This window comes from Streptomyces sp. NPDC043908 (assembly GCF_056435525.1).
On the sequence record NZ_JBWKEI010000017.1, the window covers coordinates 41,808 to 55,582 of the forward strand.

The following is a 13,775-nucleotide window of genomic DNA, read 5'->3' on the forward strand; positions in this document are numbered from 1 at the left end:
AGCCTAAATTTAGGGGGCGTTACCCACGGCGACCGCGTCAATGACGCCGTGCTCATCCTGTGGACCTGTCTGTTGGGAGAAAGGAGGCTGCTTCTATGCGCACTCGACCGCTACCGGCATCGCTGCCACGACCGCCGCCCTACTCGGATTCGCTGCGCCCAGCATGACCACCGCGCAGGCCGACCAGCTGCCCGGCGCGTCGCTGGGGACCGCCGGCTTCGGCATCGAGCGAATGCTTCCGGACGCTCAATCACGCGTCAGCCCAGTGGTGCATGCGAGTGCCGGCGGCGGCCTTGGCGCGTGGGTGCCGCAGAGTACGGCGATCAGAATGCGTCCGATCAGCGTTGGCGCTGGACCTTTGGCGGGCAGGGCCGCAAGGTGCTGCCGAGCGGTGCGCGCGAGGTGACCGCGACATCATCGGCTGCCTTTCGGGTCACCGTGCGGTTGCTGGTACGGGCGCATTCGGGGTCGACCACCGCGCCGGATGTCACGCGGATCCGTCGCCCACAACATGATCGTCAGATCAGCAGCAAAAGTGGATGAAGTTTGCTGCGATCCGGCAATGAACCTTAGCGCCCGCTTATGTCATGATCATCATGAAGGGGCGTTCGGGCGATGGGGACTTGACCGTCCGGACCGCTCTGTGGGCCGGGCACATGTTCGGCAACTACTCAACCTATGGGGGATTCATGAAGCTGTGCCGTGCGGCACTCGTTGTGGCTACCGGCGCGCTGGCGCCTGCCCTACTGCTGTCCACTCCGGTTCTCGCCGCCACCGGTTCGTCCTCGTCATCCGGCGTCGCCGCGGTCGTGGCCACCGATGCCGGCTCGCCGTACGACACGATGTCGGAGGACGACCTGCGGATCACGGTCCTGCGCATCCTTGCGGACCCCGCGACCGGCAGGGGCGTCGAGCGCGAGGCGCGGAAGGCGCTCGACGGCACCGTCGAGGACCTGCGGAACTTCTTGAAGACCGGACGCGCGATCGCACAGGACGAGGACAACAGGGTCGCGATCTTTACTATCCTCGGGCAGTCCACCTCGGGCAAGGCCGTGAAGCGCGAGGCTTCGAAGGCGCTCGAAGGTACCGCCGCGGACCGCGCGTACTTCCTGCAGACGGGTCTGCGGCTCGCCCAGGCGGAGGACGACCGCGTGGCGATCTTTAGGATCCTCGCCGACCCGTCCAGTAGCAATGCGCTGCGCGTGGCGGCGCAGAAGGCATTGGAGGGCACTGCGGAGGAGATGCGGTACTTCCTGGAGGTCGGCCGCTACCACGTCTGACCGACCGGCCGCCTGCCACAGCGCTACGGCAGGCGGCCTTCGCCCTCCCCAACGTCAGCGCCCCACGTCGCATCGCGACGCTGCGTCAGCTCTCCTCCCGTTACAGGACGGGGAGGCGCTGGAGGAGGCTGTTGGCGAACCCACCGCGGTTCCAGGGCTGCCGCAGGCTGGGTATCGCCGACGGCGTCCTTGCCCGGACGGTCTGGACCGCTGCCGGGCGTAGTGGTCCACCGGGCTTACCAGCTCCGCCACATCGACCGCGACCTCGACGCCGTCACCGCCGGACTCATTCTGTTCTGGAGTTCAGGTGCGGTCGAAGGGCATGTCAATCGGATCAAGATGCCGCCGTCCGGGGCGGCCAGGGCCGCGGCTGCCTGAAAGCGCGATACGTATGACCAGTGCATGACATTGCAGACGGGTGAAACCGTCCCGGGCGCAGCCCAGTTGCGGGCGTCAGGATTCGGCCAGCTGTCAGTAAAGTGATCATCTCGCGCCTCAGTTCGACTGAGGCTGTTCTCTGGGGGACCCTTGCGTTTCAAGCACACTGTTGCCGCCTCTGCCGCCGTGGCCCTGGCCGCCGTGATCGTCCCGGCCGCTGCCACGCCCGCCGCCGCGGCCCCGCCGACCACCTCGGCCTCCGTGAGCGGGTCGGACCACACCTTCGCGGGCAGCGTGAGCATCGGGTGGCGGCTCCAGCCTTACCGCCTGGACCCGGTCACGATCAGCATCGAGGACGACAGGGTCGACGGGTACGCCATCGGCGCCCGTCTGATCACCAACGGCCAGAACGGCCACATCGTGTGGCGGATGCGAACCATCCCGTCGGGCCAGGACACGGCGACGTGGACCACGTACGCCGAACCGGGCGGCTACATCAACAACGCCTACATCGAGGTCTGCAAGATCAAGGCGAGCACCGGTGACATCGCCTTCTGCCAGTCCTCTGAAGTGATGGACAACCCGTTCGACGACAACTAGGGGCTTGTGAACATCGGGCTGGCGCAGGGAGATGCCCGCAATGCGGTGTCCGCAGTCTCCCGGGGCGGGGAATGCGTAAGCGCGTTGACTCCGGCCGGTGCCCGCTGCGGCATCTGACCGCTTCCACAGGCCGCTTGTCGGCGCGCGCAGACATTGATCTCGGCGATAACACTTGCGGCCTGCGCCTGGCGGACGACGCGCAGGCCGGAGGCATCCTGATCCTTCCGGTCCTGCGCAAGCTGCGCTGCGCGGTGAAGCTCTGACGCAAGGGCACCCACGACCATGAGGCGGGGGATGGCCTGCTGCGGCAGACAGGGCAGTTGGCATCAATATGCGGATGGATCACCAGCGGTGATCTTGCACTCTCCGCGTGATCATTTTGGCGCCACAGGGACGTCATAAAACGATGGGGGATGATTTCCTTGCAAAAGAAGTTTTCGAGGGTTCTTGGCCGCATGGCGGCTGTGGGCGCGCTAATGCTGGGCTCGCTCGGACTGCACTTGGGCACAGCGACGCCGGCATCAGCAGATGAAGGCTGGTTCATGCTGGGGAACTACAGGAACGGGCTGTGCATGCACGCCAGTTCCGGTGGCGGTCCGGGCGCTTGGGTGACTCAGGAAAACTGCAACCAAAACGAACCCGGCCAATGGTGGCGCTGGATGTATATCGGTCACACCCAGGTATTGGAGAATTATTCCGGGCAGTGCCTCGACTCGTACAACGGCCACAATCCTGGAACGGTAATCGTGTATTACTGCACGGGAGCGAGTAGTCAGTACTTTGCGTGGTTCAGCGAGAGCCGGACGCTCGAAGTCAACTTCGCTGGGGATACCGTCGAGCCTCCTGGTCTGTCGGACAGGCCAGGCACGCAGCTGATCATGTGGTCGAGGAACGGAACTCCCAACCAGCAGTGGTGGGTGCACAAACTTGCTTGAGGAACGACTCTGCCGACCGGGTTTTGGGGCCGAGTCGTCCCCGGACCCGGGAAGCTGACGACGCCCTGCGGAGCGGCAGCGGGTTCTGCGCTTGCTTCTCAACGTTTCAACCGTTGTCGGGTGGTAAGGGTTTCTCGCGGTAGACGGTTCGCTCACGTCATAGCGGGGTGCCGGTGCCTGTTCGAGGCACCGGCGGTCGTCCGGGCGGGCCGGTGCGTTGTTGGCGCTCTGGCGGAACAGGCCGTGTGCTGGCGGAGGTTCCGCAACGTGCGCCGGACCCGCGCGGACGTGAGCCGGTGTGGTGTGTCGGCCTCTCCCACCGGACTCGCAGATCGGCAGTGAGGTATTTCAGCATCTCCAGGGTGAGGACAGCTTTGGCGATGAGGGTCATACGGGTCAGGCTGATCCGGGCTCTGCGGAAGATCTGCCAGGACTTCAGCCGTGCCATACCGCGCTCGACCCGTGCCCGGGCTGCGGCCAGAGCCCGGTTGACGGTGCGCTGGCTGAGGGTGAGCTCGCCGCCCGGTGGCCGCTTGAGGCCGGTGGTGACCCACGGGCCGGCGCCCTGGTAGGCACGGTCGGCGAGGATCGGGGCGCCTCGACGCTCGCAGATCCGGATGATGAGGTGGACGCGGGCCGCGGTCCGGTCGTGAGTGCGGCCCGGCAGCGCGGGAGAAATCCACAGCACCTCGCCCGCGGGGACGGTCACGACCTGGACGTTCATTCCGTGCCAGCGGTGCTTGGCTGAGTAGTCGGCCCGACCGTCGCCGACGCGGTCGCATTCGGTGAGGGTTCCGTCCAGCAGGAGGAACTCCGGATCACGCTCGCGCAGAGTCTTGAACGGGCCCGGCGCGCGGTCGGCGAGCAGGCCGGTGACGGCGGTACCGTACCCGTGAGCGGCGCCGACGGATATCCCGAAGCCGGCCGCGATCCGAGCGAGGATGTCGTGGCGGTGCAGGTACACCGGAACGATGAGCGCCCGCCGGTGCGGCGGTAGTTTGCACCCGCAGTCACCCTCACGGGTGGCGATGAGCATCATGACCCACTCGACGAGGGCATGCGGGAGGCCGAGTGCGGCAGGATAGGGAACCAACAGGGCTTCTGCGCCGGTAAGTTAAGACTTCGAACGCCTCCACCAACGGCACGGGAGGTTTGTGCGTCGCGGTCCTCGCCTCGACCTGACCGGCGTCACCCGAATAGTGGTCCCGCTGAAAACGCTCACTCTAGGTAAGGACGGCTCATCCCCACGGGAGGCATGAGCCACCAGGCGGCCTTGCGTCCGCTGCGACGGGGGAGCGACCCTCGAACCCGACGGTGGGGCCGAGCACAGGTTGCGACGAGGTCGGCTTCCGCCGGGGTGAGGGAAAGCGGCGAGGTTGATCTCGCGGCTTGGGTGCCGTGTGTCGGTGGCAGGGATGTTCGGTGAAGTCTGTGTCGACCCCGTTATGGGGAAGGCATCTTGCTCAAGGGGCGTGCAGACAGCTTCCCGGCACGTAGGGCCACACGGAAGGACGTCAGTCGGATGAATAGGATTTCCGGAGCGCTTGGCACCGTCATACTGACCGTTGTCCTAGCGTCAGGCGGTGCTGCCGCGGCCGTCCAGCAGTCACCCGCCGGACCGGACGCGTGGTCGGACTGTCCGCGTGCCACCTGGTGCATGTGGGATGGGGACAACGCCGGCGGTGACATCTACAGTGACTCCAACGAGCCCAAGTACAACGAGAACCTGACGGAGTATGGATGGAATGACCGGGCCAACTCCGTGGTGAACAATTCCACTCGGAACATCTGCGTCTACTGGGACAAGGACTACCGTGGAAACTACGTGCGCATCACAGCCGGGGCCAAAGTGAACCTCCCCGTCTCCTGGCGAAACCGGGTGAGCTCGTACCGCCAGCTGCCAGCCGGTATCAGCAGTTGCGTCTACGACTGATGTGAGGGCATGCGCCTGCCGTAGGCGGCGTAGCTCCGCGCGAGTCCTCTCTGCGAACTCGTCCGTCTCGCGTGGCGTCGCCCTGACAGGCAAGGAAACGCCGGGGCGAGCATGGCGACTTGCTGTCTTGTCGGCCGACACTTAGGCACGCGAACAGGACGCCCAGCAGCGTGAAGGCCCCAGCGATGAGCACACAGAAGAGGTGGCCGAATAGGGGGCGGCCAGGTGCCGCCGCGGCCCATGACCGTGGCGGGCCGTGCGGCGTTGTTGGGCCGTTACCGCGCGGTGACGGTGTCGCCCGGTTGGAGGAGCGCAGCGTCCTCCTCGAACTCGATGTACTGCCCGTCGAGGGTGGTGAAGGTATGGACATGGTCGCAGGAGGTGCTGCCTTCGCTCCCTTCTGACGAGTATCGACGGATGCAACAGCCTTCGACGGCGATGCCGCTCGTGACGGAGCGCAGGCGGCAGGTCAACCGGCGCGAGAGGAAGAAGCAGAGCATCCCGAAGGCGGCCACGATGGCGAGGCCCACCCAGAACATCGTCATCTCCACCGGGTGGAAGCTACCGGGGCCGCGCAGCTGTCGCCGCGCGGCCCCGCACCCACGGGACATACGTGGACGCCCTCGCGAAGGGAGACGGGGGTTTCCGCTGAACGCGGCGGGGTGGGGCCGGTTCGGTGAAGCTTGGCTTCCTCAGGATGAGGCGTATGAAGAAGCACTGTCCTGGACGCCAGGTGCTGTGGGGGAAGGTTGCGCAGCGGGGTGCTGATGCCTGCGGAAGTTCCGCGGACGGCCACTGCGTCGTTGACCGGGCATGGTGGTTGATCCTGATGGTCGTCGACGTGCCTGAGGAGCGCGTACGGGTGCACACCGCTCCGCGGCGTGATGTGTGCCGGGCTCACATCGTGCTGCTCGGCGCGGGTGCTGTTCAGCTCGGCGAATCACGGCCACCCTCGTAACCGGCTGGAGTATCGCGGTCTCGTTGGTCCTCGCGCCGACCGGACCTGGTTGTCCCGAACCGTGACGGCAAGTATCCGCACGGCGCGGCGATCCCTTTCGTCGCACCCGCCTGGACGTCGTTCGTCGGGCGCCGGAACTCCGGCTTGCCCAGGTGGTTTTGACTCCGGCTGGGGGCTATTTGTTGTCCAGTTCCCGCACGAGACGCCGCAGTACGGGCAGCGCGTCCCGCAGTGCGGCCCTGTCTGCGGCCGGAAGGGCGGCAAGCGCGCCTTCCAGGGCTGCGGTGCTGGCACGGTCGTAGCGGTCGAGCAGGTCGAGCGCCGCGGGGGTCGGGGTGAGGATTACGGCCCGCTGGTCCGCGCGGTCGGCGGCCCGCTCGACGAGTCCGGACGCCACCATCGTCTTGACCAGGTTGCTGACGGTCGAGGGCGCGATACGCAGCCGGTCCGCGACCACCTTGGTGCCGAGGGAGCCTTCCGCGGCCAGGGCCCGCAACAGCTCGATCTGGGCCTCGGGCAGGTCGGGGAGGTCGGCCGCGCCCCGTGTGGAGCGGAGTACGGCGCGGCGCAGGGGGCCGAGGAGCTGGCTGAGGTCGGAGGCGGTGTCCATGGTGGACATTCTGCCGGAGGTTTCGTTTTGACACAAAATAGTTTTGTGTCAAACTCAAGGAGTCAGTGACGCAGCAAGGAGAGATCCCATGACCACCATCGCCGAAGCCGCACTCGAAGCGACCGCGTACCCCACCACGGTTGCAACCCCGATCCCCCCACAGGACCTCTCGGGCATCGTCGGCCACCGCTTCATCTACACCTACGCCAACGGCTGGCAGTACGAGATGTATGTCAAGAACGACCACACCATCGACTACCGCATCCACACCGGCATGGTCGGCGGCCGCTGGGTCAAGGACCAGGAAGTGGACCTGGTCATGCTTACCGCGGGCGTCTACAAGGTTTCCTGGAACGAGCCGACCGGCACCTCCGTCGCCGTCAACGTCATCCCCGGCGAGCGTGTCCTGCACGGCGTGATCTTCTTCCCGCACTGGGTCGAGGAGCACGGCGAGCGCACGGTCCTCTTCCAGAACGACCACCTGGAGGAGATGCGCGCCTTCCGCGACGCGGGCCCGACGTACCCGATCTACGTCGTCCCGGAGTTCGCGAAGATCACCCGTTACGAGTTCGTCGGCGCGGACAATGAGGACGTCATCGCCGTCGCTCCGGCCGATCTCCCTGTGGGCTGGTCGGACGAGACCAACTAGGGCCGGGTCTGCCAGCCGCTGACCTGCGCGGTTTGACCTGAAGCGCGGCAGGAATCCGTCCGATACTGGAGACGGAGAGGCCCTCCGCCAGGTGAGCGGCGAGCAGCCGGTGCGACCAGCCGTCGTAAGGGGCGGCGTGCTGGTGGCCGTCGCCACGATCCGTAACCGGACCTCCGGCCCGTACACGGCGGGGGCGTTGTTGGCGTACTCGTATGCGTTGAGCGAGCCGGGGAGGCAGGCCCTGCCGTCGCTGCTGGTGTGGATTGCGGAACAGCCGGGCGCTGTGTAGTAGCGGGTGCCCGACAGGCTGCCGGCTGTCTTATTAAGGACGAGTTCCTGTCCGCCAGGCAGATAGAGCGTGGTGGCAGTGGGCTCGCGCCGGAGTAGTCGGGTGCCAGTTGTGTCATGGACGAAGCCGGTGGCTGCGCCCGCGAGGGTGGAGGAGGCGAGTTTCCCTTCCTCCGTCCACTTGAGGTCCTGCGCCATCCCGTTGGCGGACCGGGCTGCTTATAACCCCCTGGCGGCGTAGTCGTATTGGTCGTTGTAGCGGACGTAGGACTTGCGGCCCTCGAACGGCTCGAACCAGTCGGACTGGAAGTCCTTGGCGGCCTTGAGGAAGTAATTGCGGTCCGGGCATCCGCCGCGAGCCCAGAAGGAGGACACTTTGTTCCTCCAGTACGCGGTGAATTTGAACTTCTTACAGTGGTCTGCGGTGGTGCTCCACTGGGCCATGGCGCCGCGGAAGTCATTGTGTTCCCACACGCAGTAGTACCCGTTGCGGCAGGACGCGGCGGTCGCGGGCATCAGAACGCGGACGTTGCCGTTCTCGTGGGAGATCTCGTTACCGCTGACCTTGGTGCCGTTGGGTACCGCCTTCATGTAGGCGTCGACCCTCGCGGAGGCGGTGGCGGTGGTGGCCTCGGCGGGTAAGGCGGTGAGCCCACCGGTGAGCAGGGCGGCGGTGCCGAGAGTGATTGCGGCCCTATGCAAAGTCCTCCTGTGAGGTGTCCTCCCGTTGTGAGGCGGAGCTTGTCGTGCGTGCCCCACGCGAGGGGCAACGGCGTGGGAGAGGCGTCCACCCCTGGTGCCAACCGCGCCTCGAACCAGCGTGGCAGTCCGCCTTATGCATACCGCGAGGGTTTACTCCCCGGCGGGCGGTACAACCGCCCGCCGGGTGCCGGTGGTGTGTAGGTGCTCCCTGCCGTGCATGGCGTCTCGCCACTGCGGTGGCCGACGACCCCTTGGTGAGTGCGTTCCTGCGGGCCCTTACCAGCGACGCGCGCGCGGTCCAGCCGGTCCAGCCGGTCCTGCCGAGGACGCGGGACCGGCCCGTGTCGCCGTTCCCGGCCGGCGTGCGCGGTGAGGTGGTTGCCATCCCGCACCGGATCCACCTGGACGAGCCGCTTCTGCACGCGGAGCGCTCGCACACGGCCGACGGGGGAAGTTCCTGAACTGCGTGTACTCGTGGCATCCCGCCACCGCGATATTACCGCCCCTGCGAGCCGTGGTCTGCTGCGTCTGTCCGTATGGCTGGGGTGGCACTCCTACCGGGTGAAGGCCCCCTCGGTGCCGATGGCGCGTTCCGACCTGCGCCAGCTGGCCCGTGCCCGGGGGTGATCGGGAGATATTGGTGGGCGTTGCGGACCCCGCCCGGGCGGCCGACACTCCGCAAAGTGCACGACATTTTCCCGCAGCGCCCCGCGCTGCGCTAGCGTCCCTGTCGCGTCCAAGCGCCGGCCACTGTGCCGGGGGATGAACCAGTGCACGCATACGTCTGGGACCCGCAGACCGACGCCCGCCGCGAAGTCCCCCGAGCCGCCTTGGTCGCCACCCAGCTGACCACCTCCTCGCGGGCCAGGCCGATTGCGCCGCGAGGGAGAGGAGAGCTGTGGCCAACCGGGCCAGTGCGGACGGTGCCAGGCGGCATACGGTCGATATCTGCTGCGCTATCTGGCCGGGGACCTTGACCGGCTCCGCTACGACACCGCGCTCGCAGGCGGCTGGACGATCGCCACCGGTGCCGTCGAGGGAGCCTCACGGCGTCCGCTCCCCGCCGCACGCGCAGACCGGTGCCGCTGTCAGCGCCGGCTGACGCCACATCGAAGCCAGCACGGGCGAGCGTCCTCCGGACTTGTGCAAGCAGGTCCTCTACGGCCGCAGTCATGGCAAAAGCCTACGTGGTAGTCAGGCACAGCTCAGACGGCGAAGGAGGTCCGGCTGACGGTAAGGGATCACATGCTCACGGCATGACAGGAGGGTAAAAGGTCACCACTTACGGCGGATCAGCGCCGCCGAACAGGCGGCGTGGCGCCGTAACGTCGCACGTCACCTGACGGCCCGTCTCGACCGCGGCGGCCGCGGCACCCGGGGTGGAGATTCTGCACCTGGCAGTGAGCGCGGCTCCGACGCCGGGCCGCAACCGGAGCCGCGGACGGCACCGGTCCGTGGGCCAACGGTCGCCGCCACGCAAGGGCACGCTTGTCCTAGAGCTCTCTTGCCTGGTCAGCGCAGCGTACCGACGGCGACGCGTCCTCTTATCGCCCGTGGCCTCGGGCGGTCGCGGGGCCGCGTGGATGGTCCTCGGCATTCGCATTCCGAAGGGGCTGGGTGCCAGGTGTCTGTCCCACGCAGGGGTGGCAACCCTGCGGGCGAGGCGCTGGTGGCGCGCCGTCCGGGAAGGCATGTGGTCATGGTCGGCATTCCGGCCGTGCCCGGTCCCCAGGGAAGGAAGACACCTGTGTCGCAGGTAGAAGAATCTATTGAGGTCGATGTCCCCGTCCACACCGCTTACAACCAGTGGACCCAGTTCGAGTCGTTCCCTGAGTTTATGGAGGGGGTCGAACGCATTGAACAGCGTACTGACACGCTGACGCACTGGGTGACGAAGATCGCGGGTGTGAAGCGGGAGTTCGACGCGGAGATCACCGAGCAGGTCCCGGACGCCAAGGTCGCCTGGGTCACCGTGGGCGGGCAAACCGAGCAGTCCGGGTTGGTCACCTTCCGCCCGATTGACGCCGCACACACGCAGGTCACCCTGCGCATGGACTTCGACCCGGAGGGGATGGCCGAGAGTATCGGCGACAAGTTCGGCTTCGTTGACCGGCAGGTCAAGGGCGACCTGAAGCGGTTCAAGCACTTCATCGAAGAGCGAGGCACTGAGACCGGCTCCTGGCGCGGCCAGGTCTGAGCCTCGGCTGAGCGGACACTGCCCAATTGCAGGCCCGTTGTCCCATCAGCAGCGCAGGGAGACCGCCCTTGGTGCAAGGGACGCGAAGCCGGCCTGCCTCCGCCCGCGGCGTGCCATGCTGCGGGCGCCGTGATCGCGCCGGTGGCAGGTGCTCTGTTGGGGTGGCGCAGAGGGGCGTACGGTGGGGGGCAGCCGTTGGTGTCCACCGCGCTGCCGTGTCCTTCCCTGGGTGGGAGGGGCGGTTTGGGTGCGGTCCTTCGCGCGGCTGGATGAGAGGGCCGCGCGCTTCCTTCCCGGCAGTCCTTGCGGAAGGGGAGCGGCTGCTCCCTTCCAGCCGGGACGGCCCGAGATGGTGAACCCTTTAGGCCGACGCGCCTTCCGCTGTCTACTGCCAGGTCCCGGCCTCCTCGCCGCCGCCTGCGCGGTGCCCGACCGTCCCTCAGTCCTTGCCGTGCGGACTAGCACCCGGACGCCGCAGACGGTGCTGGTGCGTGTGACGGGCATTATCGATATCGAGACCGCCCCAGTGCTGGACTACGCGCTGCTGTGTGCCCGGTCGGGGCGATTCGTGGTGGATCTGTCGGCCTGCGGTTTCGCCGACTGCGCCCTGTTGTCCGTCCTGCTGCGGGCCCGGCGCCGCAGTGAGCTGGTCCTGGCGGGACCCCTGCCGAGGGGAGTTCAGCGGCTGTTCGAACACACGGGCACCCTGGGCGCCTTCACCCTCGCGTCCGATGAAGGCTCCAGTGTGGGCGAAGGTGCGCCGGGGGCCGCCTGATCCTCCCGGTACGCGCCGCGGGCTCAAGGAACGAGTTTCTGCTCGCGGCTTCACGCAACTCGGCATTGCTACTTTTGCCCTTGGTGTCGTGGACGCGCACGGACCATACGCTCAGTGCCATCGAGTCGATCCTGCAGACAATAGCTCGCTGGCTGGGTTGCTCGGCTGCGGGAGGGATCCCGGTTCTTGCCATGGTGGAGACCGATCCGGCCTGTCGGCAGTGGGTGTCTCGGGGCTGCCCGGAGAGCCGAGGGAGTTTCCTGACCGCAGGCGCGCTCCAGCCGCTTTCGGCTCCCGGATCCGCGCCCGCTCACCCTCGCGACCATGGGTTGCCCGCTGTGTGCGGCGGCGCCCCTTGGCTGCCGCGCTGCTGCGTTTGCCGGGCGACCATGGGTGTCCGTGGGCCCCGCTACCGAGAGGTGCTGCGATGGGGGAGGCGGGGAGCTTCAGTGACGGTGCGGAGAAATGCCTGGGGTGAGGGGTGTTGCTGGTGGGGAGCCAAATAGGGACGTACTCGAAGTGAGGCAGCTGGGGGAAGGGGAGCCAGACGGTGTCGGGACGGGCGTAGTACTGCTCGGCACGTGCGGAGGCGAAGACGACACCTCTGCCCGCGCCGACCATGGCCGGTGCTTCTTGCCCATAGCCGGCGACGAAGTGCGGGATGGTCTGGCCGGAGGGGGTCTGGTGCGGGCAGTGGTAATCCTGCCAGTACGAGGGGAGGGCTGGGGCGGCGAAGGTGATGAGGGTAGTGGTGGCCAGGTCTTCCGGTGTCACTGCGCCGGTGCGGGTGAAAGGGTGCTCATGGTGGACCAGGACCTTGCGTTCCTCCGCGATGAGGGCGGGCCGACGGGCGTCCTGGTCGAATGACCCGCGGCCCGAGCGACATGAGCACGCACATCTGGGGCTGGTCGGAAAATCGGTGGCAGTTCCGGCCACCCCGTGGTCAAGATCGCGGCATGGCCAACTTCCTGGAGACCGACCGGCTCGTCCTGCGCGCGTTCACCGCAGCCGACACCGCCCACCTGCTCGCCCTGGACAACGACCCCGAGGTCATGCGCTTCATCAACGGCGGCCGCCCCACCAGCCGCCAGGCGATTGAGACGCAGACCCTGCCGCGACTCCTGCACGACTACCCGTGTTGGCAGACGCGCGGCTACTGGGCCGCGCAGGAGAAGATCACCGACACCTTCCTGGGCTGGTTCGAGTTCCGGCCGCTGGAAGAGCACAGCACCGCCGTGGTCGAACTCGGCTACCGGCTGAACCAAGCGGCATGGGGACGCGGTTACGCCACCGAGGGCTCCCGGGCCTTGATCCACAGGGGGTTCACGGACATGGAGGTCGAACGGATCACGGCGAACACGATGGCCGTCAACACCCGTTCCCGTCGCGTCATGGAAAAATCCGGCCTGTCCCTCGTCCGGAACTTCACCGGGGACTGGCCGGAGGCGATCGAGGGTTCCGAGCACGGTGAAGTCGAGTACGAACTCACCCGCGCCGAGTGGGAGCAGGCACGATAGACGCCACCCAGCGAACATGGCGGACCCGACGGACCGCGACGATGCAAACAGCCTCATCAGTCCAGCGAGCTGACAAGAACCCCAGGCTCATCGCCCAGATCAGGGGTCGTACCCGCGGGTGCCCGTGGACCCGCTTGTGTGCCCTGTCGCGGTGCGGCGCTAGTTCCCGACGTCGGGGAGGGCGCGGGGCAGCTGCTCGTAGCGAGGCGCATTGCACCGTCCCGCAGTCATCCGATCCAGCTTGGAGGCGGTGCCCTAGCCGTTGGGGTTCTCGCGGCGCTCCGGGTGGACTAGGCCGCTTCTTTCGGATCATCTCGCCTACCAGATGAAGATGGCGGTCGGTCTGCGGGCGGAAGAAAGCCCTGGTCAGGAGGTAAACGGATGTGCATCCTCCTCACGAGCAAGCAAGATCCACTTTTGGGGGATGTCAACAACATCGTTCGTAGAGCCGCAGCGACCGTAGCGGCGATTTTCGCGGTCCTTTTCGTCGCGTCAACGCCCGCTCAGGCGGACGCAGCCGGGTACCCCCTGGCCAACAGCGCCAGTCCCAGCAACTTCTGTGCGACGCCTGAGGGCAACAACACCGCCAACGGCACGGTCATCACCCTGTGGACGTGCAACGGCAACGACCTCCAGATGTTCCGCTGGAGGGGCGACGCTCTGGTGCACAGCGCCAGCGGCAAGTGCCTGACCCCTCGGGGCAACAGCACCGCCAACGGCACCGTGCTGACCCTGTGGACGTGCACCGGTTCCTCTGTTCAGAACTTCGACCAGGTCCGCGGGGCCCAGACCACCATCAGGCCCTCAAACGCCAGGGACAAGTGCCTGACCAACTATGGTGGCTCGCAGGCCAACGGTGTCTGGGTCACGCTGTGGACGTGCGCGAGCAACACTCCCGCCGAGCAGCAGTGGTCGTGGACCGGTAACTAGCCGGCGCGCGTCGCATGTTCGCC

General features: G+C 67.0%; 16 protein-coding genes and 1 pseudogene. 12 read left to right on the forward strand and 5 right to left on the reverse strand.

Annotated elements, in window-relative coordinates; genetic code table 11:
* The first annotated feature begins 300 nt into the window (after positions 1-300).
* The 5 genes from AC069K_RS30205 (at position 301) to AC069K_RS30225 (ending at position 3,193) form a co-directional block, all read left to right on the forward strand.
* A complete protein-coding gene (locus AC069K_RS30205) occupies positions 301-543 on the forward strand; it encodes a hypothetical protein (protein WP_478621628.1) in 243 nt (80 codons plus the stop codon).
* 44 nt (positions 544-587) lie between these two features.
* Positions 588-1,280, forward strand: coding sequence for an ALF repeat-containing protein (locus tag AC069K_RS30210; protein ID WP_478621630.1), 693 nt, complete (start codon positions 588-590; stop codon positions 1,278-1,280).
* Positions 1,281-1,808: 528 nt separating this feature from the next.
* The gene (locus tag AC069K_RS30215) at positions 1,809-2,258 is read left to right on the forward strand and encodes a hypothetical protein (protein WP_478621631.1); all 450 of its coding nucleotides are present in this window, start codon (positions 1,809-1,811) and stop codon (positions 2,256-2,258) included.
* Between the two features lie 71 nt (positions 2,259-2,329).
* Complete coding sequence (locus AC069K_RS30220) at positions 2,330-2,521, forward strand: hypothetical protein (RefSeq protein ID WP_365112358.1); 192 nt, start codon at positions 2,330-2,332, stop codon at positions 2,519-2,521.
* A gap of 150 nt (positions 2,522-2,671) precedes the next feature.
* Positions 2,672-3,193, forward strand: coding sequence for an RICIN domain-containing protein (locus tag AC069K_RS30225; protein ID WP_478621633.1), 522 nt, complete (start codon positions 2,672-2,674; stop codon positions 3,191-3,193).
* A 355-nt stretch (positions 3,194-3,548) separates the two neighbouring features.
* On the opposite strand, the pseudogene AC069K_RS30230 reads toward AC069K_RS30225, so the two are convergent.
* A pseudogene (locus AC069K_RS30230) lies at positions 3,549-4,286 on the reverse strand (transposase); the annotation flags it as partial.
* Between the two features lie 429 nt (positions 4,287-4,715).
* Here AC069K_RS30230 and AC069K_RS30235 point away from each other — a divergent pair.
* On the forward strand, positions 4,716-5,126 hold the full coding sequence (locus AC069K_RS30235) for a peptidase inhibitor family I36 protein (protein WP_478621635.1): 411 nt from the start codon (positions 4,716-4,718) through the stop codon (positions 5,124-5,126).
* A 275-nt stretch (positions 5,127-5,401) separates the two neighbouring features.
* Here AC069K_RS30235 and AC069K_RS30240 read toward each other — a convergent pair whose 3' ends face one another.
* Together AC069K_RS30240 and AC069K_RS30245 are read right to left on the reverse strand one after the other, a co-directional pair.
* The gene (locus AC069K_RS30240) at positions 5,402-5,677 is read right to left on the reverse strand and encodes a hypothetical protein (protein WP_478621637.1); all 276 of its coding nucleotides are present in this window, start codon (positions 5,675-5,677) and stop codon (positions 5,402-5,404) included.
* A 582-nt stretch (positions 5,678-6,259) separates the two neighbouring features.
* Positions 6,260-6,694, reverse strand: a complete 435-nt coding sequence (locus AC069K_RS30245) for a MarR family winged helix-turn-helix transcriptional regulator (protein WP_478621638.1) — start codon at positions 6,692-6,694, stop codon at positions 6,260-6,262.
* Positions 6,695-6,782: 88 nt separating this feature from the next.
* Here AC069K_RS30245 and AC069K_RS30250 point away from each other — a divergent pair, with 88 nt between their 5' ends.
* On the forward strand, positions 6,783-7,343 hold the full coding sequence (locus AC069K_RS30250; protein WP_478621640.1) for a phenolic acid decarboxylase: 561 nt from the start codon (positions 6,783-6,785) through the stop codon (positions 7,341-7,343).
* Between the two features lie 507 nt (positions 7,344-7,850).
* On the opposite strand, the gene AC069K_RS30255 is transcribed toward AC069K_RS30250, so the two are convergent.
* The gene (locus AC069K_RS30255) at positions 7,851-8,333 is read right to left on the reverse strand and encodes a peptidase inhibitor family I36 protein (protein WP_478621642.1); all 483 of its coding nucleotides are present in this window, start codon (positions 8,331-8,333) and stop codon (positions 7,851-7,853) included.
* A gap of 254 nt (positions 8,334-8,587) precedes the next feature.
* Here AC069K_RS30255 and AC069K_RS30260 point away from each other — a divergent pair, with 254 nt between their 5' ends.
* The 3 genes from AC069K_RS30260 (at position 8,588) to AC069K_RS30270 (ending at position 11,305) form a co-directional block, all read left to right on the forward strand.
* Entirely contained in the window at positions 8,588-8,794 is a 207-nt protein-coding gene (locus AC069K_RS30260) for a hypothetical protein (protein ID WP_478621644.1), read from the forward strand.
* Positions 8,795-10,080: 1,286 nt separating this feature from the next.
* Positions 10,081-10,530 (forward strand): SRPBCC family protein, encoded by a 450-nt coding sequence (locus tag AC069K_RS30265; protein WP_365112363.1) that lies wholly within the window; start codon positions 10,081-10,083, stop codon positions 10,528-10,530.
* 493 nt (positions 10,531-11,023) lie between these two features.
* Complete coding sequence (locus tag AC069K_RS30270; RefSeq protein ID WP_478621646.1) at positions 11,024-11,305, forward strand: STAS domain-containing protein; 282 nt, start codon at positions 11,024-11,026, stop codon at positions 11,303-11,305.
* Positions 11,306-11,416: 111 nt separating this feature from the next.
* On the opposite strand, the gene AC069K_RS30275 is transcribed toward AC069K_RS30270, so the two are convergent.
* The gene (locus tag AC069K_RS30275) at positions 11,417-12,241 is read right to left on the reverse strand and encodes a LysR substrate-binding domain-containing protein (RefSeq protein ID WP_478621648.1); all 825 of its coding nucleotides are present in this window, start codon (positions 12,239-12,241) and stop codon (positions 11,417-11,419) included.
* Between the two features lie 20 nt (positions 12,242-12,261).
* On the opposite strand from AC069K_RS30275, the gene AC069K_RS30280 reads away from it, so the two are divergent.
* Together AC069K_RS30280 and AC069K_RS30285 are read left to right on the forward strand one after the other, a co-directional pair.
* Complete coding sequence (locus AC069K_RS30280) at positions 12,262-12,822, forward strand: GNAT family N-acetyltransferase (RefSeq protein WP_365112332.1); 561 nt, start codon at positions 12,262-12,264, stop codon at positions 12,820-12,822.
* 381 nt (positions 12,823-13,203) lie between these two features.
* The gene (locus tag AC069K_RS30285) at positions 13,204-13,752 is read left to right on the forward strand and encodes an RICIN domain-containing protein (RefSeq protein ID WP_478621651.1); all 549 of its coding nucleotides are present in this window, start codon (positions 13,204-13,206) and stop codon (positions 13,750-13,752) included.
* Positions 13,753-13,775 lie beyond the last annotated feature (23 nt).